Genomic DNA, 22,484 nt, shown 5'->3' with positions numbered 1-22,484 from the left:
ATTCAATTATCTACTTCAAAACTATCTTCTATAGGAGGATCGCAAGCTAGTACCACAACATTAGATTCTTTAACGCTAGACATAGGAGAACCTTTTTTCATTTTAGCAACAAACTCTTCTATTTCACTTTTTGTTTTTATATATGCTTCTATTTCGACAGACCCATCATAATTATTCCAAACCTTTCCTACTATATTCATAGCATCTGCAGTTTGTTTGGCATAGTATCTAAATCCTACACCCTGAACTCTTCCTTTTAATAAAATATTAACTCTAAACATAAATATTTTATCGGATATTATAGAATTATTTTTATTTTTTATTTTTTACTGAAAATTAGATTTTTCAGCATTAATATGATAGAAAGTTATTATATCTTATATAAAATATAGAAAAAACTTATACTTATAATTTTATTAAAACCTTGATAAAATATATACTTTTGTTATAATATACTAATTTTAAGGGTTATTTTATATGTCTAAAATTATATCAATAGTAAATCAAAAAGGCGGCGTTGGTAAAACAACAACAGCTGTTAATTTAAGTTCTATAGTAGCATCTATGGGATATAAAACTTTATTAATAGATATAGACCCGCAGGCTAATGCATGTTTGGGTATAGGTGTTACAAGAGATAAAATGGAATACGGTATATATGATATTCTAATTGGTGAGGCTGATATAGAACAAGTAATAATAGAAACATATCAAGAAAATCTTTATCTCATACCGTCGGACTCTGATTTGGTAGGTGCTCAGATAGAATTAGTAGGTGAGATAGGAAGAGAATATAAATTGAAAAAAGCTATAGAAAAAATAAGAAATAATTATGATTATGTATTTATTGATTGTCCTCCTACTTTGGGTATTCTTACTTTAAATGCTCTAACTGCTGCAGATTCTGTGCTTATACCAATACAATGTGAATTTTATGCTTTGGATGGTGTGGGGGAGCTTAATAATACTATATCTTTAGTTAAAGAGAATTTGAATCCTAATTTATATATAGAAGGTGTATTATTAACGATGTATGACGGAAGAACTAATCTAAGCAATGATGTTGTTAGAGAAGTTGTTAATTATTTTAAAGATAAAACTTATAAGACTATGATACCAAGAAATGTACGTTTGAGTGAGGCGCCGTCTTATGGAAAGGCTATTACGGATTACGATAAAGAGTGTATTGGTGCTAGGAGTTATAAAGAATTTGCAAAAGAGTTTATAGAAAGGTCTAAATAATTTTTGGAGTAATAATATATGAGCAGAAAAGGCGGACTTGGCGGTCAGGGTATGAATGCCTTAATAAAATCTACCGATAAGGAAATAAAAAGAGCTGTTGAAGAAGCAGAAAAAAATGGAATATTAGAAATAGATATTTCTCTTATAGATGTTAACCCAGATCAGCCGAGAAAAGTTTTTAATGAAGAAGAAATTAAAGGTCTTGCAGAATCTATAAAAGAAAATGGACTTATAAACCCTGTTACATTAAGAGAAAAAGACGGCAAATACCAAATAATATCCGGCGAAAGAAGATTTAGAGCATTTAAATATTTAAACAAAGATAAGGTACCAGCATTAGTATTAAAAAATATTCCTGATTCTAAAATGCTCGAACTTACACTTGTAGAAAATATTCAAAGAGCAGATTTAAACGCAATAGAAATAGCAAGAAGCTACAAAAAATTGATATATGATTTAAATATCAAGCAAGAAGAATTGGCTAATAGAGTTGGTAAAAGCAGAAGCACTATTTCAAACTCTATGAGAATATTAGAGTTAAATGAAAATATACAAAATCTAATATTAGAAGATAAGCTTACAGAAGGTCATGCAAGAACTATACTTTCTTTTAGTGAAAATGATGAGGAGAGAGAAAGATTTGCTAAAGAAATAATAGAAAAAGGCTATTCTGTAAGAGAATGTGAAAGAATAGTAAAAGAATCAAAAGATGTAATAAAAGAAAATAATGATACACAAAATAAAAATATAAAACAAGAACATAAGAAAGACCCTAATATAAAAAAATTAGAAAATGATTTGGAGAAAATATTTTCTACAAAAGTTAATGTAATAGATAAAGAAGGTAAAGAAGGTAAAATTATAATAGAATATTATAGTGCTGATGATTTATCGAGGATAATGGATATACTTGATAATATTCATAATATTAATACTAACTCTATTAAACATACTACTATAGAATATTAGGAGATATTTTTTTGAAATTAAAAGTTCTAATCATATTATTATTAAATATATTTTGTTTATATTCAAGAGAACAACTAAAAATATCTATAGTAGATTTGAACTATGAATTAAAAAATAACTCTCCTTTAAGAAAAGATATTGTAAGAACTATAAACCGTTTTCCATATCTAAAACACCCATACACTATAACAGTTGATAGAATGAAAAAACGGTTATTCAAAACAAATGAATTAACACTACAACAGGGATTAACTGTAGCATCAAATTTAAAAGTTAATGTTGCAATAATAATGGATAGCGAACTTAAACTAAAAAATACAAATAACATAGCAGCCAATAATTTAGCAACAAACAATATAACAAATATTTTGCTAACAAATGAAAATATTCAATCTTATTCTAATGATATAGTAAACGCATTAGATAAATTAGATAATTATACCTCAGAAAAAAAAGATTTAAATGAAATAATAGAAGAAAAATTAGGAGAACCTTCAAATACTAATAATACAGCAACAAATGAGTATGAACTTTTTTATAATTTCACAGTAATAGATATAGCAAAAGGAGAAACTCTTAAAGAATATAAGTCTATAGCTTCAAATCAAGCAAATTCTCAAATTAGTACAATAGGCACTTACTTGGAATATTATTTTGCCAAAAGTATATTAGATTCTATTGTTAATGAAAATAGAAATATTAATTTAAACTTTGAAATAGAGAGAATTACATCAAGCAATGAAAGTATTATTATAAAAGATAGCGGTGAAATAATAGAAAATGAAACATTTAAAATAAATTTTAATTCTACAGAAGATGGCTATTTATATATATTGGCACTGCAAAATGACGGCAATATTATTTTAATGCATCCTAATGATTTTAATAACTATATGGAAAATAATAATATTCGCAAAAATAATATAGATTCTAATACAGAATATACAATTCCTCCAGAAGGCTCTATTTTTAAGATGGTAGTTTCTGCACCGTTTGGGCTAGATAGTTTTTATGCAATATTTATGAAAAATGAAGCCGTATGGTTAGAAGAGCAGTATTTTAGCGGAGATGGATTTAAATTAGGAAATAAGAGCAGATTTGCTGAAATGGTAATAAAATTAAAGTCATCTCTAAAATTAAAACTATCTAATGATTGGCAAATATCCAAAATATATATTGTTTCAAAGCCGGAAATATAGCAAATTTGCTTTTTTTCATATTTATATTATAATTTCACAATCATATTTATTTTTAGGACTAATTTAATGAAAAAAGGCTTGATGTCTAAATTTATTTTTACTTTTTCAATATTTTTATTTGCATCATTTGTATTGATATATTTGATTTATAAACCAATATATATAGATAAATTTTTAAAAGAAAAGCATTTTCAAACCTTAAACTTAAAAAATATCACTGAAGGTAAAATTAATGAGATAAAAAATACAGTAAATACAGTAATAAATAATCTCGAAGCAAATCCAAATATAGAAACAATAGGAAACTTTTTTACTAATATTGCCAAATCACAAGAAGGATATTTAAATGTATATTATGGAGAAACGGTACCTTATTCTCAAGGGGGTGTTTTTATTAACACATTAACAGAATATGACCGTTCTTATGACCAAACTTCGAGAGATTGGTATAAAAATGCTGTTTTAACTAATGATGTTTATATAAGCGAGCCTTATATAGATTTTATAGTAAATGAACTTACTGTTACATTTAGTAAGGCTGCTTATACTAATAATTCTTTGCTTGGAGTATTTTCTATAGATTTTACAGATATTAATGGAATAATTGAAGATGTAAAAAAAAATTTTGATGGTGAATGTAATATAGTATCACAAGAAGGAATATATATAACACATGATGATAAAAAATATCTATTAAATAAAGATAATAATTTATTTACAGACCCATTATTTGCCAATTTTAAAGATAATTTTTCTTCTCATCTAAATGAAACAAAAATATATAAAGATAAATGGTATAGTATACAAACTCTATCAAATGCTCCATGGATACTTATTTTTAAAGGTGATGCGAGAAACATCAATATTCAATATCATTTGATAATGCTTGTTATATTATTAATTATGATAGTTTTAATTATTATTGAAGTTTTATTAGTATCAAAAGTAATTAAGCCATTAAATCATTCTATAGAAATAATAGATTTGATGAAAGAAGGAAATTTTAATAGTAATTTTAATAAAAAAGATTTATCATTAAAAGATGAATCTGGTCATTTAACTAACTCTTTAAATGATATGCAAGAGAAAATATCTCAAATAGTTTATGGCATAAAATCACATATAGACGGCATTAAAAACTCTACTGCTCAAATATCCAATGGAATTTATAATTTGTCTGATAGAACCTCATCTCAGGCGGCTGCCATAGAAGAAATAACAAGTTCTATAGAAAGCCTTTTTTCATCAATATCAGAGACATCTAAACATAGCAATTTAGTAAAAGATATGGGGATAAAGGTAAGAGATTTTTCAAAGAGCGGAGTAGAAGCGGTTAATAAAATATCTGATAATATGTATGATATATCATCTTCAAGCAAGGAAATTTCTAATATTACAAAACTTATACAAGATATTGCATTACAAACCAATATTTTAGCATTGAATGCAGCGGTAGAAGCAGCTCGTGCAGGAGAACAAGGCAAGGGCTTTGCTGTAGTTGCTTTAGAAATTAGAAACTTAGCTAATAATGTTAATGAGGCGGCAGGAAACATAACAAATATTATAGAAAAAACATTATCTAAAATAGATGTAGGATATGAATCTGTTAAGCATTCTTTAGATATACTTTCAAAGATAGAAAATTCAGCTAATGAAGTATCAAATCTTCTTTTGGAAGTATATAATTCTGTATCTACAGAAGAGAACAGTGTAAAAGAAATTAATTTAGCTATGAATGAATTAAACACTATAACACAGGAAAACTCACAGCTTGTTCATCAAAGTTCTATTTTGGGTAAAGAAGTAGCAGATGATACTTTAAATGTACATTACAAATTAGAGTATTTTAAATTAAAGCCTTAAATCTACTCTTTACTGAGATAAACAGTTCTTGAAGGGAATGCAAAGTTAGCATTAATTTTAGCAAACTCTTCTACTAATTTATAGTTGATGTTTTCTACAACCTTTACAAATTCAGCATAATCTGCAATATTAACATAATATATCACTTCAAAGTTTAATGAAGAATCAGCAAATTCTATAAACCTCGCACTATAAAATGTAGTAGAGTTTTCACTTTCAATAATACTTTTTACTAAATCAGGTATTTTTTTAAGCGTTTCTATAGGAGTAGAATACTCAACTCCTATAGTCATATATTTTCTTCTTTTTTCTAATACTCTATAGTTTTGTATTCTTGAAGCAAGTAAATTAGTATTAGATATTAAAAGCTGTTCTCCTGTGTTTCTTCTTATGCGAGTGGATTTAATTCCTATATATTCAACAGTACCCAAATCTTGGTCAATCTGAATAAAATCTCCTTTCAAAAAAGGCTTATCAAAAACTATTACAAAATAATTAAATAAATCGGCTATTATACTTTGAGCTGCAAATGCAACAGCTACACCTCCAATACCAAGACCTGTAATAAATGTAGTAACATTAACCCCCACATTTGAAAGTATAGTTAAAATACCAATTATCCATACCAATACTTTTGTTAAAGTAATTATTCCATCAGATATAATAACATTTTTTTTCTGCGATAAATAATTATCTGTAAAATTAGTTATAACATCGCATATAAATAATACAGAAAAAACAATTATACATACAGCTAATATCTTACCCCAATATCCTCCTAATACCTTAGGCAATACTAATGTGGATTTTGCTATAGCTATAGAAGCCACCAATATAACAGGAATGCTCCTTCTTTTTATACTTTTTGCCAAAGCAGCGAAAAAAGAATTCTGAAACTTAACATTAACTTTCATTAACAGTCTTACTAAAATCAAAAGACAAATTCTCATAATAGCAAAACTTGTAATAAATAATACCAAAGAAATTAAATACTTAAATAAACTGTTTCCATAAAAAATTGTCTCTTTTAGATATTCCATGAGAACTCCAATCAATTAGTTTTATAATAACACTATACTAAAAAAATTGTATTATGTCAAAGATTAATTTTGCATTTTAATTATTTTTGCAGTGTTTTTCCATAAATTATAAAACCATACATAATGACATATAACCTAATAGAGAATAAATAAAAAATATTTTTTAATATTATGTTTATTTTCCGATAATTTTAAAAGTATATAGGAAAGATGTATTATGAAAAAAGTAATAGTATTTATTTTAATTATCAATGCTTCATTTTTATTTTCCCAAAGTAAAAATAATTTAATGCAAAGTATAGATGATAATAATATAGAAGAGATAAAAAGGATAATAAGAGAGGGTGATAATTTAGATGTATTTTATTCTAAATATAATATGACACCTTTAATGTATGCGGCAAAAAATGGTAATATTGATATTGTAAGGGAGCTTCTTAATTTTGGAGCAAAAGATGTTGATATGGCATTTTATATTTCATGTATGGAAGGGTATTGGGATATAGCTAAAGAGTTAAATAATGCTGGCGCTAGTAATTATAATATAGCAATTAGTTATGCTGCTTTTGGCGGTAAATTAGATATTGTTAAAGAGCTTATTAACATGGGGGCAAAAGATATTAATAGTGCTTTAGTAAGTGCTTGCGAGGGCGGAGATATTGACACTATAAATTATTTAATAGAGATGGGAGCTAATGTTAATGCTGAAACTCTATTAGTTGTATATAGAAATTATGAAGGGGCTATAAGAAAATCACCTTTATCAGCATCAAAAGATTTAAATATTACAAAAAGATTAATAGAAGCGGGAGCCAGTAATTTAAATGATGCTTTAATTTATAATGCAAAAAATAATAATACTAACATGGTATTTGATTTGATAGAATTGGGGGCTGATGTAAACTCTTATGAAACTAATAGCGGAAAAAGTGTTTTAATGTATTCAATAGAGAGAGAAGATGCTAATTTAGACAATATAAAAAAATTAATAGAATTAGGAGCTGATGTTCAAGCGAGAGATAGAAATGGAAACAGTGTTTTAATACGTTCTGTAATGTATCAATATGAGAAAAAGGTAGAAGAGTATAATAAAATAATTTATAAAACATTCGGCACAGATATTAATATTATAGAAGAGCTGTTAAAAGCTGGAGCAAATCCTACAGATAGAAATAATTATGATAATACTGCATACAGACTTGCAGCAAGAAAAAAAAGAAAAGATGTAATAGAATTATTTGACTCTTATATTGAAAAGAAGTAGTGAAAAATAGGAAATATTTAATGATAAAAACTATAGCTGAAAATTATAATATATTAGAGATAACAACAAGAATATTAGTAGCATATATAGTAGGGGCTTTAATAGGGTGGGAGAGAGCGCAGCATAAAAAGCCTATAGGAAGCAGAACTACAAGTATTGTATGTATGGGAGCTGCTATATTATCTTGCTACGAAGAAATATTTGCAAAAACTATATTGATTCAAAATAGTCAATTAATGGAGATAGGAAGCAAATTATTATATTCCATGCCAGATTACAGCAGAATAACAGCACAGATTGTTTCCGGCATTGGTTTTTTAGGTGCTGGTATGATTATACAAAATAGGGGTAAATTACATGGAATAACTACTGCGGCCATTGTTTGGGTTACTGCTTGTTTGGGAATAGTTATAGGCTCTGGAGAATGGGTGCTTTCTGCTATTGGTTGTTTTTGTATATTTTTAAGCACATCAATTTATAGAGCTCCTTATTTTTTGGCGCATAAAAATCATTCTATTATATATTTAATAGAATATAATAATAAAATTGATATTGAAAGTGAAATAGATAAATTTGGCATAAAAATTATGAGGTTTCAAATTATAGGTTGGAAAGAAAATAAAAATGAAGTTCCAAATATAATAGGAAAAATACATGTGTTTGTGCCTAATTTAGACTATAACAATATAGAAAAAATTTTTATCAACTCTAATATAAAACCCATAAAAAAATTAAATCGTATGAATGAAAAAATAAATTTAAATAGCCTGTAATAATAAAGTAATTATTATTTATGCTATACTTAAATTTTTATTTGATTTATTTTTTTATAAAAATTTAAAAAAATTATATTTTATCTTGAATGAGGGTGGGCTTTATTATACACTTCAAAAAGCCTATCATTTGTAACATGCGTATATCTCTGAGTTGTTGATATACTTTCATGCCCAAGTAGCTCTTGAACCCCTCTAATTTCAGCATCATTATTTAGAAGATGTGTGGCGAATGTATGTCTTAAAGTATGCGGAGAAAAATCTACACTTATATTAGCCATTCTCATAAGCCTTTTCATTGAGTTTCTAACACTTCTATCGCTTATAGGTTTTCCAAATCTGTTTATAAATAAATAATTATTATCTGCAGCATATTCTCTTTGTATAATAGCTCTTTTTTGCATATACAAATCCCAATTATCATATATTATAGGAATTAACGGTATTTCCCTCACTTTTGAGCCTTTACCAAGTATTCTTAAAGTTGTAGATCCCTTATGTATCATATTAAGTTTAATAGATATTAACTCTGATGCCCTTAAACCTATAGCATACATAAATATAGCCATCATCTTATCTCTTATAATAGTAAAATCATTTTCATCTTCTATTGCTAATATTTTATCTATATCATTAAGCGATAAAAATTTTGCTATATGTTCTTCTCTTTTGGGGCTTTTCATGTTTATTATTCTTGTTTTATCAGAATAACCATTTCTTATTAAATATTTATAGAATTTCTTTATAGAAGAGAGGTGTCTTGAAGTTGTAGCGTTTTTTAATTTTTTATTTTTTAATGAGGCAAAATAGTCTCTTATAGTGTAGTGAGTAGCTTCATTAAAGTTTATATTATTATCTTCTAAGAATTTTATATATTCTTTTAAGTCTTTAGTATAACTATTGATTGTATGAGCGGCATAATTTAAAGTTTGTAAATAATCTGCAAACTCTTCTAATAGATTCTCTAACTCATTAATCTCTATTATTTTTAATTGATTTTCCATAAATAAGCCCTTTTAATAATATAATAGTTAAATAATTATCGAAAGTTTTATTTATAAATTGATTAAGTATGTTAACTACAATGAATTTTATTTTTTTATTAATCATATTCTCTTTTTATATCGAACCTGTTTCTAAAACTTGAATATACAGCAGGTATTATTATAAGGGTAAATATTGTAGAAAATAAGAGCCCTCCGCAAACTGCAGTAGCTAATGGTTTATACATTTCTGTACCATTACCTATTTTTAGCATCATAGGAAGCATTCCTAAAATTGTAGTTAAAGAAGTCATAAGTACAGGCTTTAATCTTCTTTTGCAAGCCTTTATAGCTGATTCATTCCAAGATATATTTTCTTCTAATACAATTTTATTCATATAATCTATTAAAACTATTCCATTATTTACAACTATACCAACAAGCATTATAATACCTATTGCACTATAAACATTCAAAGTCTCTCCGCTAATATAGAGAAATATTAATGCTCCAAATAAGGCAAAAGGCACAGATAAAGATATTACAAAAGGTGTTATGTATGATTCAAATTGTCCTGCTATTATTGCATAAACAAAAACTATAGCCATTATTAATGATACTAATAATTGATGAAAAGATTCCTGCATATCCTCATAATCACCTGAAAAATTTATTAAAAATCCGCTTGGTATATATATATTATTTAATTCTTTTTTTATATCTGATATTATTTCGTTTACAGCTCTTCCATAAGAGCTTGCTGTTATTTCTATTATTCTATTATCATTTTTTCTGTTTATTTCTGTAGGGCCAGTTGATTTAGATATTTGCACTACAGATGATATTGGTATAATGTTTGTTCCTGTTGGTATCATTAATTTATATACACCGTCTATATTTTCTCTTGTACCGTCTTCAAGCCTTACTACTATATCAGAATCTATATATAAAGAGTTTTCTAATGTCATAGTGCTTGCAACAGTGCCGCTAAATGAAGTGCGAATTATGCTTCCTATAGTATCTAAGCTAATTCCTATTTTTGATATTAAATCTCTGTTTATAGTAAATAATATTTCATGATTTGAGTCATCTTCTTTTATAAGTACATTTCTTATTCCTTCTACTTTAGAAACTGCATTAATAACATTGCTTGCCACATCATAGCCCATATCCAAATTATCTCCAACTACTTCTATTATAATAGAGCTATAATCTTTAGGTTTTCCCATTGCAACATTTTCTGAATTTAATTCTATTCTTCCTGGGTAGCCATTTACTTTATTTCTTATCTCTTCTATATAATAGTTAATATCTTTATCTCTTCCTTTTTCTCTGTCTATTAATTTTACTCTCACCTCTCCATGATGTTCATTTCTTCCCGTTCTCACTCTTGTTTCATAATAATCTATATTTTCTCCAACACTATTTTCTATATCATCTTCCATTCTATCAATAAATAAATCTGTAAACTGCACCCTCGTTCCAACAGGCATTCTTAGTCTTGATATTATTGTCCCCGCATCAGACACAGGGTAGCCTTCTTTGGGTATTTTTATGAGCATTAATATTAGCAAAGAAAATAACACTGAAAATATTATAAAAAATGATTTTCTTTTATTTCTCATCACTAATGATAATAGTGTTAAATAAAACTTTTCTGTTTTGCTGTGAATATTATTTTGAAAAAATGTCTCTAATTTTGTAAACTTAAAATTATTATTTTTAATTCTTGAAGCAAGTAAAGGCACTATTGTGATAGCAACAAAAAGAGAAGTTAATAGCGATATTGATACAGTTAAGCATAAATCACTAAACATTTGCTCTACTTGTCCTTTTACGAACAAAAACGGCAAAAAAACTGACACGCTTGTTAGAGTTGATGCTGTTATTGCTATAGAAACCTCACTAGCACCATTTACAGAAGCTTTTATGTTATCTATTATATTATTAGAGTCTTTATTATGTATAAAAATGTTTTCAAGAACAACTATAGAGTTATCGAGCATCATTCCAACACCAAGAACTAACCCTGAAAGAGAGATAATATTTATTGATATATCCAAAAAATACATTAATATAAATGTTGTTATTACTGATATTGGTATTGATATTGATATTATAATAACGCTTTTTATATCCCATAAATATATCATAAGAATTATTATTGCAAATAAAGCACCTTGCCATATTGTACTTATTACATTTTTTATTGAATTGTTGATTGTATCAGAGCTATTAAATAATACTTTATAATATACACCATAAGGTAAGTCTATTGTTTCTAATCTCTTATTCACATCTCTTGATATTTGTATGATATTAGCACCAGATTCTTTTGTTATAGCTACACTTACTGCTTTCTGACCATTAATTCTCACTATCTCAGCTTCATCATCATAATATTCATACACATTTGCTATATCTCTTATTTTTACAGGAAATATATTATTTTTTAAAGCTACAACTACATTTTCTATATCATTTATATTTTTAAACTCTCCTTTGGTTCTTATTCCATATTTATAAACTCCCTCATAAGTTTCGCCTCCAACTATATTTTGATTTTCTATAGAGAGAGTTTTTACTATATCATTAATATTGATAAAATATGCATTTAGCCTATTTAGGTTTATATCTACATAAATAGTTTTTTTAAGTCCGCCTCTTATCTCTGTTTGCGCCACTCCTTCAATTTGCTCTAATGATGTGAGTATTCTGCTGTCTATTAAATCATATAATGCACTTAAATTATCAATACCAAAAAATGCTATCTCCATTATAGGACTTGCATCGCTTGAAAACTTTGAAATATTTGGATTATCAACATCATCAGGCAGCTCGCTTCTTATCATATCTATTGCTTCTCTGATGTCATCTGCAGCAGTTTGTAAATCTGTTCCCCAATTAAATTCTATTTCTACATTAGATTCTGATTCTTTTGATTTTGATTTGATGTTCTTTACGTTATTTACTGAAGATATAGCACTTTCTATTATTCTTGTAACATTCTTTTCAACTTCTTCTGGCGCAGAGTTTTCATATACTGTTTTTACGCTTATTATAGGAATCTCCATATTTGGTAAATAATCTACTTTTAATTTAGATATACTTACAAATCCTATTATAAATACAGAAACTAAAGTAACAGATACTGTAGTAGGTTTATTTATTATAAGCAGTATAAACTTTTTCATGTTTTTATATATAAAAATTACAATAATTATATTTATATATAAAAAATATTCAAGTAGAACTGTCAATAATTATTGTTCAATATATATTAATAAAACATTATGAATTACATAAAAAAGTCTATATGTTTTTATTGTAAAAAATGTAAACAAAATGTAAAAAAATAGTTGATTAAAATTGTTTGTTAATATATTATCACTTTCCAAAATAAAGTATAAAAAATATGTATTTAAAAATTGATGAGAGGTTTATTAAAAATTATGAAAATTATAGGTAATTATATATACACAATTATTAAAGGCTTTATAATAGGAGCTTCAATGCTTGTACCGGGTTTCAGCGGAGGCACTATGGCTATGATACTTGGAATATACGATAAATTAATAGCTTCTTTAAGCGGTATACTAACTTTCTCAAAAAATGAAAACTATATTTCAAAAAATAAACTAAACTTTTTATTTTTAATATTTTTTTGTGTCGGATCTGTTTTAGGTATGGTGATAATTTCAAAGCCTTTGTCAAACTTAATAGAAAAATATTATACGGTCTCTTCTTTCTTTTTTATGGGGGCTGCACTTGGGGGCTTTAATACAGTATACAATAAAACAAAATCCTATAAATTTGATTTTTTAAGTATTGTATATATTTTATTAGGTGCTGCTATAGTATATTTAATATCAATGATACCAGAAGGCTTTTTTAGCGGAAACGGCAATAGAAGCGAAACATTTATGTATTTTATACTTGTAATTGCTGGTTTAATTGTGGCAATTGCAATGATACTTCCTGGTATAAGTGTGTCATATATGTTTTTGCTTTTGGGAATATATAAAGAGACTGTTGATGCCGTTCATAATTTGTATTTTCCATATTTAATTCCATTAGCTATAGGGTGTATTTTAGGAGTTATACTTACTACAAAACTGCTTGAATATTGGATGGAGCATTATGTGAAATCTTCTTATTTGATAATATCAGGTTTTGTATTAGGCTCTATTATACAGGTTTTCCCTGGAGTGCCAAAAGGTATTGAGTGGGCTTTATGTGCTGTAATGTTTTTGGCAGCATATTTATTAATAAGGCTTTTGCAGAGATTTGACCCGGATAATAGATAATTTTTATAACTATTCTTTTTTGTTGTTTTTGTTTTTGTCGTATATATATTTTATTGCAAAAACTAAGACAATAATTATAAGAATTTTAATTATAATATTAAGTATTCCATGTACTCCAAAGAAATGGTCAAAGAATACTGGACCTCCTGGTATAGGACCAGGTCCGTCAAAACGACCCATATGGTGATATGGTACACCTCTGCAAGAGAGTAAAAATAATGATATTATAGATATATATATTGCTTTTAACATAAACAATCCTAATGAGTTTTATTATGTAATATTAGACGAATTATTTATAAGGAAAGTTCCCTATGTTTTTTACGATAATATTAAAAAATAATAATAATTTGGACTGTGTTGTTTTAATATGGTGTTGAATAGATTGAAAAATAAATATATAAAAAAAATAAAATTAATAGCCTATGAGTTTAATTATATTAGTAAGAATTATAATAATATATTTATAAAAATAATTAATTATATTTTGCTTATTGTTTACTCTTTTTATCAATTTATTTTAGAGTTTGTTATTATTTTTGTTTTTATAGCTTTAATATCCTATTTTAGTGTATCGAGTTATTCAAAGAAATACATATATGATTCTATAGAAGAGATTCCATATAATGATGTTGCTTTGGTATTAGGAACGAGTAAATATTTGTCTGACGGCAGAATAAATATGTATTTTAAGTTTAGAATGGATGCTGCTTATGAGTTATATACTAATGGGAAAATAAAATATATACTTGTAAGCGGTGATAATAGGCATAAATCTTACAATGAACCTAGACAAATGCGTTTAGATTTAATAAAGCTTGGAGTTGATAAAAGGCATATATTTTTAGATTTTGCTGGTTTTAGAACAAGAGATTCTATATTAAGAGCGAATAGGGTTTTTGATTTAAGTAATTTTACTATAGTTTCTCAGCCGTTTCATAATGAGAGAGCTATATTTATAGCAAGAGAAAAAAATATTAATGCCATAGCCTATAGTGCTAATAATGTAAGAAAGCTATATAGAATAAGACAATTTCCAAGAGAGGTTGGTGCAAGATTACTAATGTTTGCCGATATTATTTTTAATAGACCTCCAAAGTTTTATGGCGACCACATAAAAATAGAAGAGAGAGAAATTATCAAAACCAAAAGCAATAAATTAAATAAAAAATCATATCAGGAAAAAAAATGACTTCGCAATTATTAACTCAATTACTTCAAGCATTAGGACTCTTGTCTATATTATTATTAATAGGCACTTTTTTAAGGGCAAGGGTAAAACTTTTTCAAGAATTATATTTGCCTGCTTCTGTGATAGGCGGATTTATAGGGTTAATTATATCTCCAGAAATTTTAGGAAGATTTTCAAGTTATTCAATATCAGTTGAATATATTAAGTTTTATTCACTTTTACCAGGTATTTTATCTGTTCCGATATTTGCAGCCATTCCTTTGGGTATGTTCTTAAATGAAAACAAAACTATAAAATCACTTTATCCTGCCAAGGTTTTAATGCTATTTGCTATATTTCAATGTGCAAGTATGGCTCAATCTGCTATAGGCTATGCTACAAATATATTATTTACAAAAATATCTCCAAACATACCAATGTATAGAACATTTGGTTATGAACTTTCTGCTGGTTTTGCAGGTGGGCATGGTCTTGCAGCTTCTACTGGTAAATTGCTTGAAGGCTTTGGGCTTCCTATAATAATACAAGAAACTGCTCAGGGTGTTGCTTTAACTACTGCTACTATCGGGCTTATTGGAGGCATACTTTTTGGTATAGTTTTTATTAATATTGCTATAAGAAAAAATAAAACCAATATAGTAAAAAAAATATCTAATGAAGACCCTACAAAGGTTGGTTATAATAATGATATATCTAAGCAGGTTAGTTTGGGAAGAGAGACTTTTTTTAGCAGTTCAATAGAGACTATAACTTTTCATCTTGCTATTATATTTAGCGTATGTGCTGTTGCTTATATTGTATTAGGATTCATAAAAAAAATAGGTATACAGGGGCTTAATGTTTTGCCTGTTTGGACTTATGCTATGATAATAATGTTTGCATTAAACTTTGCTATAAAAAAACTAAAATTATCTTGGTGTGTAGATTCTAAGGTAAAGGCTAAAATAATGGGTACTTTAAGCGATTTTGCTATAGTATCTGCTATAACAAGTTTACCAATAGAGGCAGTTATAACTTATATGGCTCCTATAATTGTTATGTGCGTGCTTGGATTTGTATTTACATATTTAATAGTATTTTATTTTACCAAAATATTATTTAAAGATGATTATACTTTTGAGAGGGCTATAATTTCTTGGGGTACTTTAACAGGGGTGCTTATCACTGGTATGACGCTTCTTAAAATATGCGACCCCGATTATAAAAGTCCTGCTTTAAGTGAGTTTTCTTTAGGTTTTTCACTAATGTCTGTTACTGGACTTTTGGTTGTGCCTATTTTAAATACTGTTTTAGCTATTGGTTCTACTATGGATAATTTGATTACTGCAATAATAACTTCTGCTTTATATTTGCTGTTTGGTTTTGCAGTTTTTGTTGTTTCCAGGAAAAAGTCTAATTAAAAAAATAATTAATTGAAATTATTGTTAAATTATGATTGTTATTAATTAGTTTTATGTTATAATTTATTTAAAAATTTCAAAATGGTTTTGTTTATACTTTGCTGATATATGAAAAAGATACTTAATAACTTAGAAGAATTAAAAAATGTATTAAATAAAAGAGAGACAAAAAAAATAGTATTTACTAATGGCTGTTTTGATATTATTCATAGGGGACATGTAGAATATTTACAAAAAGCAAAGGAGCTTGGCGATATACTTATACTTGGCTTAAATAGTGATGACTCTGTGAGAAGATTAAAAGGAAGCAAGAGACCAATAAATAATGAAGCAGACAGAGCTATAGTGTTGTCGGCATTAGAATGTATTGATTATGTTGTTATTTTCGATGAAGATACCCCTTTAGAATTGATAAAATTTATAAAACCTGATATTTTAGTTAAAGGCGGAGATTATAAAATAGAAGAGGTTGTTGGCAGAGAATATGCTAAACAAACTGTATTGATAGATTTTGTAAATGGGTATTCTACCACAAATATTATAAAAAAAATTAATATTAATTGATTACGTTTTCTATGTAATTTTAACTAAAAATTGTTTGTTTTGTTTTTTTAAAATAAAAAATTTTATGGATATGTGTGAATGTTTACAAAGAAGAAAGAGAAGATACATTTTATAGGAATAGGCGGAATAGGAATGAGTGCTATAGCATTGGTTCTTAATTCTATAGATGAATTTACCATTACAGGAAGCGATTTAGCTAAAACTCCAAAGACTCAATCACTTGAAGATTGCGGAATAAAAGTTTATTATGGCCATAAAGAAAGCAATGTAGAAGATGATGTTACAGCGGTTGTTAGCTCATCTGCAATAAGTCCAACTAATGAAGAGATAATATCAGCCAAAAAGAAAAATATTATAGTAATACCAAGAGGTGAGATGCTTGCTGAAATTATGCGTTTAAAGCAAGGCATAGCAATATCAGGTTCTCATGGAAAAACTACTACCACTTCTCTAATAAGCCAGATAATGATAGAAGCAAAATTAAATCCAATATGTATAATAGGCGGAAATCATTTTAATCTTAAAAGTAATGCTTATTGTAATTTGAATAGTGAATACATGGTTTGTGAGGCAGATGAGAGTGACGGAAGTTTTTTAAGACTTTCACCTGTATTTAGCGTTGTTACAAATATAGATAATGACCATTTGGATTATTACGGCAATGTTGAAAAATTAAGACTTGCTTTTTTGGATTTTATTAATAAAGTTCCTTTTTATGGCTGTTCTTTTCTTTGTTTCGAAAATGATGTTGTAAAAGATTTGGCTAAAAGTGTAAGTAAAAAATATTATTCTTACGGCTTTTCTAATGAATATGATTTTTATGTTGATAAAAGCTCTATAAAATCAGAAGGATTTAAAACTTATTTTAAAGCTTATTATAAAGATAAATTATTAGGTGAGTTCGAGCTTCCTTTAATAGGGGAGCATAATGTACTTAATTCTTTAGCTTCAATAGCTGTAGCATATCATTTAGATATAGATACTGATACTATAAAAAAAGCACTCAAAGCCTTTGAAGGTGTAGGCAGAAGATTAAATAAATTATATGATAAAGAGATAACATTGTTTGATGATTATGGACATCACCCTACAGAAATAAAAGCTACATTATCTTCGCTTAGAAATGCTTATAAAGATAGACGTATTATAGCTATATTTCAGCCTCATAGATATAGCAGAACTCAGCTGCTTTTAAATGATTTTGAAAATGCTTTTTTAGATGCTGATAATTTAATAATTACCGATATATATGCTGCCGGAGAAAATCCTATTGCTGGAATTAGCGGCGAGACTATATGCAAAATAGTAAAAAATAATAATATAAAATATATAAAAAATATAGAAGATATATTGCCAGAGTTAGAAAAAATAAAAAAAGACGGAGATGTAATAATTACTTTGGGAGCTGGTAATATAGTAAAGGTTAGTAATGATTATGCAAAAAAATTATCAGGCTCTTGAAGATTTTTTACAAGAAAATGAAGTTACATACAATAAAAATCGTCCATTTAAAGAATGTACTAGTTTTAGTGTGGGGGGAATAGTAGATTTATATGTTACTGTAAAAAATATAGATGAACTTTTATCTTTGCTTGTGTTTCTAAATAAAAATAATATAAAATATTTTGTGATAAAAGATAAAAACAAATTCCTTGTATCTGATGAGGGGTATGATGGGGTTATTATATCTATGGAAGGCAGTTTTGAAGATTTTGAGTTTTTAGATGATTGTGTATTAAAAGCAAATAGTTCTGCCATTTTAGAGAGACTTTCACATGAGGCACGTATTAGAAATTTATCTGGTTTAGAATTTGTTGCTTTAGTAAATAGCCGAATAGAGTCTGCTATTTATGGGGAGCTTGAATCTTTTGGTATATCATTTATGAACATTGTAGAAACTTTAACTGTGCTTTATCAAGATTTAATGATTATAAAAGATATTTCTAAAAACGAGTATTTATCTTCCAGCAGAGAGATTAAGGATAATATGATTATTTTATCTGTTACTTTAAGATTAGAGAAGGACTCTCCTGAAAGTATAGATAATAGAATTGATTGGTTTAGATATATAAGAGGCTCTGTTGCACCAATGGAAGCTAATATTGGTCCTGTATTTGAAGATTTTGATAATATAAAAGCTTATGAGATGGTTGAGAGAGTTGGCGGACTTGATATGAAGGCTGGTACTATGAGATGGCATAAAAGATTTCCTAATTATATAGTTAATGAATGCATTTATATTGATAATTGCTCTACTGATATGTCTAAAGCTTCAGATGTTTTATCTTTGATAGATGATACGAAAAAGAAAATAGAACAACATTATGCTTTAAATCCTAAAATTAATATTAAGCTTTTAAGTTAGTAAAATAAATACTTCTTTGTTACAAATCATAATAAAAAACAGGAGATTAAAAAATTATGAAAGGTATAACTACTATAATACTACTTATTTTATCAAATACATTTATGACTATAGCATGGTATGGTCATTTAAAATTCAGTGAAATGAAAGGTTTTGCTAAATTATCTCTTCCTTTTATTATATTAATTAGTTGGGGAATTGCTTTATTTGAATATTGCTTTCAAGTGCCTGCTAATAGAATTGGTTTTAATGGAAATGGCGGACCTTTTTCTCTTATGCAATTAAAGGTTATGCAGGAAGTTATTACTTTAACAATATTTACAATATTTACAGTTGTGTTTTTTAAAACAGAAACTTTAAGAATTAATCATTTTATTGGATTTTTATGTTTGATATTGGCTGTATTCTTTATTTTTAAAAAATAAAATCTTTATAAATTATTATGTATTAATAAATTTGCATAATTATTTCTTTTTGTTATAATCAATAATTATATATATGAGAAATGAAAATTTATTAATATTTTTTAAGATTATTGCTATAGTATTTTCTTTGCTATTTCTTATATTAAATATTGCATCTATAATTTATTATGAAACAAAAATAGTATTTACTGTTTTACTCTTATTATTCTTAATTTTTTTAATTTCTTTTTCTATTGTATATTTTTTTGTAAACAATTCTACGAGCAATTATAAAGAGATAATGGAAACACAAAATAATGGGGTTACATATAGGCTTTCAAAGATTAGCAGTAATATACTAAATGATTATCAGAATGCTATAAAAATATTAAAAGAAAAAAACATGTATATATTAGGGAGATATGAGGTACTGGATAATATAAGAAAAAAGTATAAAAAAGATATGAAAAATGCCAAAAAGATACAAAGTTCTATGCTTCCTAAGAAAATGCCTAAAAATGATTATTTATCATCTTATTCATTTTATAATCCTGTAGAAATAATAGGAGGAGATTTTTTTGATTATGTTTATTTAAATAATGACAATAGCCAAATACTTTTTATTATATCGGATGTTAGCGGGCATGGTATAGATGCTGCTATAATAACTGCGGTAATAAAGACGGCATTTAGAGATTTATCTAAGAATTTTACAAGTGTTAAAGATTTGATTCATGATATAAACGATACTTTAATTAATATGATGCCAAGTGGTTATTATTCTACTATGATTGTTGCAAAAATAGATTTAAAAAATAGAGTTTTAACTTATTCAAATGCATCGCACACTCCATTACTTGCAATACATAATAATACTATTAAAGAATATAGAAATGGAGGCACCATAATAGGGTTATTTCCTAGTGCATATTTTCATGAAGAGGATATTAAGCTTAACAATGGGGATGTTTTTTTATTTTTTACAGATGGTATTATTGAGGCTTCCAAATCAAAAAACAAATATGATCTATACGGTATAAATAGATTAAAAGATATGTTTATAAACAATAGCACTTATAGTGTTGAAACTATGATAGAAACTATTAAAATAGATTTTTATGAATATTTGGACTATAGGAGTCCAGATGATGATTGTTCTATGGTTATTTTTAAAATAAATTATTGAATTATATTTTTATTTATTTTTAATAAGTAATTTTTGCAATAAAAAAGCCCCTAAATATGGGGCTAAATAATGCTCCGAGAACAGGGCTCGAACCTGCGACCCGGTGATTAACAGTCACCTGCTCTACCGACTGAGCTATCTCGGAATATTTTTTTCTCTTAACTTGTTTTAATATATTAGCATATTTAATAAAAAATGTCAATAGTTAAAACGTTTTTTTTCTATTTTTAAATTATTATACATATAAAAAATTATAAAACAAAACTATATTGTAAATATGGTTTAGCGCACGTTAAACTAAACAAAAAATATAAATTAAATGTAAAATAGAATTTTAGTTATAATAAAAATTTTATTTGGCGTGCGTAAAAAAAAATTTTTATTATAATTAAAACATTGCTTGACATATTTATTACTTATAAAAAATTAAAATAAAAATTTGTATAGTGCATAAAAATTACTACAGCAGAGTATAAAAAAGAATTACTAAGTTCATTAGTTTAAGAAATATAAGCCTTAATATGTTTTTTATTATAAATAATTTAATTTTGTTTATATAATACAACAATTCCAGCATTATCAGGTTTAGTATATGTAACCTTATTATTATCAAATACAAATTTATGTTCTTTTGTCGGATATTTAGATGAGTATTGATATAAAATTAATGTATTACCAAACATCACAGGAGTAAATGTATCATATCGACCAAGAGTACTTAAACTTATTTTATTAAAACTAACAGTTAGGGTAATACTAACATTATTTACATCTTTTCCTGTGTATGTACCAGTATATGGGCTAAATAAATCATGTCTTTTTAATTCTTCATATTGCAACTGATCATTTATCCAAGAATTACCAAAAATCAATTTATCATTATAGAAGTGTAATTCTTGTTTTATTTTAGTTCCTCCTGTTTTAGTGTATGTAATAGTTAATACTTTATCTTTCATAGATGCAGTTGAATAAATTATATTTAAATTATCATCTATATATATTTGTCCATTTTCATCTATAAGTATATAATATTTTTTTGTATCATCATAGTCGTAATAATAATAGTTGCCAGAATATTGTATTAAATCATTTATAGGTTCTCCTATTTTATAATCATATCCTTTTGCAGGTTTGCTGTATGTTTCTTTATGGAATATGGCATTTGCAAATAGATATATGTTTTGATTTGTAGCAAAATTAAATGTAAACATCTCATCATTTTTATCATACCCAACTCCATCTGCTTTCCCGTCAATATATATTTGTAATTTAGTTCCGAATAATGTTTTAGTTGCATTAATTTCTGTTCCATAACCTGTATATATTCTATCTTCTTCTAATATATATCTCAAATCAAGGCTTTCATCTTCATATCTTGCATAATATATTCCATCATGTTGTTTTATAAACTCTGATATTTGAACAGGGTCAACAATGGCTTTTTCTTTTTCTATTACACTTCCTCCGCCAGCAAGAAGTATTAGATATTCTATATCAAATGGAGTTGTAGAATCTGATGTACAGGATATTAAAAATAAATTAATAAACATAATAATTATTTTTTTTATCATAATTCACTCCAAAACTTTATATAAAAAAATGATATAACTATTATATAAAAAGTCAATATTTTACCTAATTGTTAATTTAAAAAAATAAACAAATATCCTTTTTAAGGGGAAATTATGAATTAAATATTGTTTTAATTTATTTAATTTTGGCTTATTTTAAAA

20 protein-coding genes and 1 tRNA gene are annotated in these 22,484 nt (G+C 26.5%); 14 read left to right on the top strand and 7 right to left on the bottom strand.

Going from position 1 to position 22,484, the window contains the following annotated elements; genetic code table 11:
• Positions 1–2: 2 nt before the first annotated feature.
• Positions 3–281 carry an acylphosphatase gene (locus tag R4I97_RS06400; protein ID WP_335784253.1) on the bottom strand — a complete coding sequence of 93 codons (279 nt, stop codon included), beginning with the start codon at positions 279–281 and terminating at the stop codon, positions 3–5.
• A 196-nt stretch (positions 282–477) separates the two neighbouring features.
• Here R4I97_RS06400 and R4I97_RS06395 point away from each other — a divergent pair, with 196 nt between their 5' ends.
• From R4I97_RS06395 to R4I97_RS06380, 4 genes are all read left to right on the top strand, one after another.
• Positions 478–1,242 (top strand): ParA family protein, encoded by a 765-nt coding sequence (locus R4I97_RS06395; protein WP_295297397.1) that lies wholly within the window; start codon positions 478–480, stop codon positions 1,240–1,242.
• 18 nt (positions 1,243–1,260) lie between these two features.
• Positions 1,261–2,211 (top strand): ParB/RepB/Spo0J family partition protein, encoded by a 951-nt coding sequence (locus R4I97_RS06390; RefSeq protein ID WP_335784252.1) that lies wholly within the window; start codon positions 1,261–1,263, stop codon positions 2,209–2,211.
• An 11-nt stretch (positions 2,212–2,222) separates the two neighbouring features.
• Positions 2,223–3,410 (top strand): DUF4384 domain-containing protein, encoded by a 1,188-nt coding sequence (locus R4I97_RS06385; RefSeq protein WP_335784251.1) that lies wholly within the window; start codon positions 2,223–2,225, stop codon positions 3,408–3,410.
• A 66-nt stretch (positions 3,411–3,476) separates the two neighbouring features.
• On the top strand, positions 3,477–5,273 hold the full coding sequence (locus R4I97_RS06380; protein ID WP_335784250.1) for a methyl-accepting chemotaxis protein: 1,797 nt from the start codon (positions 3,477–3,479) through the stop codon (positions 5,271–5,273).
• 2 nt (positions 5,274–5,275) lie between these two features.
• Here R4I97_RS06380 and R4I97_RS06375 read toward each other — a convergent pair whose 3' ends face one another.
• Positions 5,276–6,313 carry a mechanosensitive ion channel family protein gene (locus tag R4I97_RS06375; protein ID WP_335784249.1) on the bottom strand — a complete coding sequence of 346 codons (1,038 nt, stop codon included), beginning with the start codon at positions 6,311–6,313 and terminating at the stop codon, positions 5,276–5,278.
• A 217-nt stretch (positions 6,314–6,530) separates the two neighbouring features.
• Between R4I97_RS06375 and R4I97_RS06370 the strand changes: the two genes are divergently transcribed.
• The gene (locus R4I97_RS06370) at positions 6,531–7,577 is read left to right on the top strand and encodes an ankyrin repeat domain-containing protein (RefSeq protein WP_335784248.1); all 1,047 of its coding nucleotides are present in this window, start codon (positions 6,531–6,533) and stop codon (positions 7,575–7,577) included.
• Positions 7,578–7,597: 20 nt separating this feature from the next.
• On the top strand, positions 7,598–8,350 hold the full coding sequence (locus tag R4I97_RS06365; RefSeq protein ID WP_335784247.1) for an MgtC/SapB family protein: 753 nt from the start codon (positions 7,598–7,600) through the stop codon (positions 8,348–8,350).
• Between the two features lie 80 nt (positions 8,351–8,430).
• Here R4I97_RS06365 and R4I97_RS06360 read toward each other — a convergent pair whose 3' ends face one another.
• Both R4I97_RS06360 and R4I97_RS06355 read right to left on the bottom strand, forming a co-directional pair.
• Entirely contained in the window at positions 8,431–9,354 is a 924-nt protein-coding gene (locus R4I97_RS06360; protein ID WP_335784246.1) for a tyrosine-type recombinase/integrase, read from the bottom strand.
• 98 nt (positions 9,355–9,452) lie between these two features.
• On the bottom strand, positions 9,453–12,527 hold the full coding sequence (locus tag R4I97_RS06355; protein ID WP_335784245.1) for an efflux RND transporter permease subunit: 3,075 nt from the start codon (positions 12,525–12,527) through the stop codon (positions 9,453–9,455).
• A 258-nt stretch (positions 12,528–12,785) separates the two neighbouring features.
• Between R4I97_RS06355 and R4I97_RS06350 the strand changes: the two genes are divergently transcribed.
• Entirely contained in the window at positions 12,786–13,640 is an 855-nt protein-coding gene (locus R4I97_RS06350) for a DUF368 domain-containing protein (RefSeq protein WP_335784244.1), read from the top strand.
• 9 nt (positions 13,641–13,649) lie between these two features.
• Here the strand turns inward: R4I97_RS06350 and R4I97_RS06345 are convergent, their stop codons facing one another.
• Positions 13,650–13,892 (bottom strand): hypothetical protein, encoded by a 243-nt coding sequence (locus R4I97_RS06345; RefSeq protein ID WP_335784243.1) that lies wholly within the window; start codon positions 13,890–13,892, stop codon positions 13,650–13,652.
• 118 nt (positions 13,893–14,010) lie between these two features.
• On the opposite strand from R4I97_RS06345, the gene R4I97_RS06340 reads away from it, so the two are divergent.
• The 7 genes from R4I97_RS06340 (at position 14,011) to R4I97_RS06310 (ending at position 20,751) form a co-directional block, all read left to right on the top strand.
• Positions 14,011–14,832 (top strand): SanA/YdcF family protein, encoded by an 822-nt coding sequence (locus R4I97_RS06340; RefSeq protein ID WP_335784242.1) that lies wholly within the window; start codon positions 14,011–14,013, stop codon positions 14,830–14,832.
• Positions 14,829–16,232: a sodium/glutamate symporter gene (locus R4I97_RS06335; protein WP_335784241.1), complete on the top strand. Its 1,404-nt coding sequence runs from the start codon at positions 14,829–14,831 to the stop codon at positions 16,230–16,232. The genes R4I97_RS06340 and R4I97_RS06335 overlap by 4 nt, the downstream gene beginning before the upstream one ends.
• A 108-nt stretch (positions 16,233–16,340) precedes the next feature.
• Positions 16,341–16,796: a D-glycero-beta-D-manno-heptose 1-phosphate adenylyltransferase gene (gene rfaE2, locus R4I97_RS06330; RefSeq protein WP_335784240.1), complete on the top strand. Its 456-nt coding sequence runs from the start codon at positions 16,341–16,343 to the stop codon at positions 16,794–16,796.
• Between the two features lie 78 nt (positions 16,797–16,874).
• Positions 16,875–18,257, top strand: a complete 1,383-nt coding sequence (gene murC, locus R4I97_RS06325) for a UDP-N-acetylmuramate--L-alanine ligase (RefSeq protein ID WP_335784239.1) — start codon at positions 16,875–16,877, stop codon at positions 18,255–18,257.
• Positions 18,232–19,161: a UDP-N-acetylmuramate dehydrogenase gene (locus tag R4I97_RS06320; RefSeq protein WP_335784238.1), complete on the top strand. Its 930-nt coding sequence runs from the start codon at positions 18,232–18,234 to the stop codon at positions 19,159–19,161. Before murC ends, R4I97_RS06320 begins: the two co-directional genes overlap by 26 nt.
• Positions 19,162–19,217: 56 nt before the next feature.
• Complete coding sequence (locus R4I97_RS06315) at positions 19,218–19,586, top strand: DMT family protein (protein ID WP_335784237.1); 369 nt, start codon at positions 19,218–19,220, stop codon at positions 19,584–19,586.
• A gap of 73 nt (positions 19,587–19,659) precedes the next feature.
• A complete protein-coding gene (locus R4I97_RS06310) occupies positions 19,660–20,751 on the top strand; it encodes a PP2C family protein-serine/threonine phosphatase (RefSeq protein ID WP_335784236.1) in 1,092 nt (363 codons plus the stop codon).
• 72 nt (positions 20,752–20,823) lie between these two features.
• On the opposite strand, the gene R4I97_RS06305 is transcribed toward R4I97_RS06310, so the two are convergent.
• Positions 20,824–20,896 (bottom strand) — tRNA-Asn (locus R4I97_RS06305).
• Between the two features lie 397 nt (positions 20,897–21,293).
• Entirely contained in the window at positions 21,294–22,322 is a 1,029-nt protein-coding gene (locus R4I97_RS06300; protein ID WP_335784235.1) for a hypothetical protein, read from the bottom strand.
• Positions 22,323–22,484 lie beyond the last annotated feature (162 nt).

Source organism: Brachyspira pilosicoli (genome assembly GCF_036997485.1).
Classification (GTDB): Bacteria; Spirochaetota; Brachyspiria; order Brachyspirales; family Brachyspiraceae; genus Brachyspira; species Brachyspira pilosicoli_C.
Note: the sequence above shows the minus strand (reverse complement) of the source record. Positions and strands in the feature narration are given on the sequence as shown.

Excerpts from the sequence above, each read along its gene's own strand:
- R4I97_RS06400 (WP_335784253.1), bottom strand. The coding sequence starts at position 281 with ATGTTTAGAGTTAATATTTTATTAAAAGGAAGAGTTCAGGGTGTAGGA.
- R4I97_RS06395 (WP_295297397.1), top strand. The coding sequence starts at position 478 with ATGTCTAAAATTATATCAATAGTAAATCAAAAAGGCGGCGTTGGTAAA.
- R4I97_RS06310 (WP_335784236.1), top strand. The coding sequence starts at position 19,660 with ATGAGAAATGAAAATTTATTAATATTTTTTAAGATTATTGCTATAGTA.
- R4I97_RS06350 (WP_335784244.1), top strand. The coding sequence starts at position 12,786 with ATGAAAATTATAGGTAATTATATATACACAATTATTAAAGGCTTTATA.
- R4I97_RS06355 (WP_335784245.1), bottom strand. The coding sequence starts at position 12,527 with ATGAAAAAGTTTATACTGCTTATAATAAATAAACCTACTACAGTATCT.
- R4I97_RS06360 (WP_335784246.1), bottom strand. The coding sequence starts at position 9,354 with ATGGAAAATCAATTAAAAATAATAGAGATTAATGAGTTAGAGAATCTA.
- R4I97_RS06390 (WP_335784252.1), top strand. The coding sequence starts at position 1,261 with ATGAGCAGAAAAGGCGGACTTGGCGGTCAGGGTATGAATGCCTTAATA.
- murC (WP_335784239.1), top strand. The coding sequence starts at position 16,875 with ATGTTTACAAAGAAGAAAGAGAAGATACATTTTATAGGAATAGGCGGA.
- R4I97_RS06380 (WP_335784250.1), top strand. The coding sequence starts at position 3,477 with ATGAAAAAAGGCTTGATGTCTAAATTTATTTTTACTTTTTCAATATTT.
- R4I97_RS06345 (WP_335784243.1), bottom strand. The coding sequence starts at position 13,892 with ATGTTAAAAGCAATATATATATCTATAATATCATTATTTTTACTCTCT.
- R4I97_RS06365 (WP_335784247.1), top strand. The coding sequence starts at position 7,598 with ATGATAAAAACTATAGCTGAAAATTATAATATATTAGAGATAACAACA.
- R4I97_RS06335 (WP_335784241.1), top strand. The coding sequence starts at position 14,829 with ATGACTTCGCAATTATTAACTCAATTACTTCAAGCATTAGGACTCTTG.
- R4I97_RS06370 (WP_335784248.1), top strand. The coding sequence starts at position 6,531 with ATGAAAAAAGTAATAGTATTTATTTTAATTATCAATGCTTCATTTTTA.
- R4I97_RS06315 (WP_335784237.1), top strand. The coding sequence starts at position 19,218 with ATGAAAGGTATAACTACTATAATACTACTTATTTTATCAAATACATTT.
- R4I97_RS06340 (WP_335784242.1), top strand. The coding sequence starts at position 14,011 with ATGGTGTTGAATAGATTGAAAAATAAATATATAAAAAAAATAAAATTA.
- rfaE2 (WP_335784240.1), top strand. The coding sequence starts at position 16,341 with ATGAAAAAGATACTTAATAACTTAGAAGAATTAAAAAATGTATTAAAT.
- R4I97_RS06375 (WP_335784249.1), bottom strand. The coding sequence starts at position 6,313 with ATGGAATATCTAAAAGAGACAATTTTTTATGGAAACAGTTTATTTAAG.
- R4I97_RS06300 (WP_335784235.1), bottom strand. The coding sequence starts at position 22,322 with ATGATAAAAAAAATAATTATTATGTTTATTAATTTATTTTTAATATCC.
- R4I97_RS06320 (WP_335784238.1), top strand. The coding sequence starts at position 18,232 with ATGCAAAAAAATTATCAGGCTCTTGAAGATTTTTTACAAGAAAATGAA.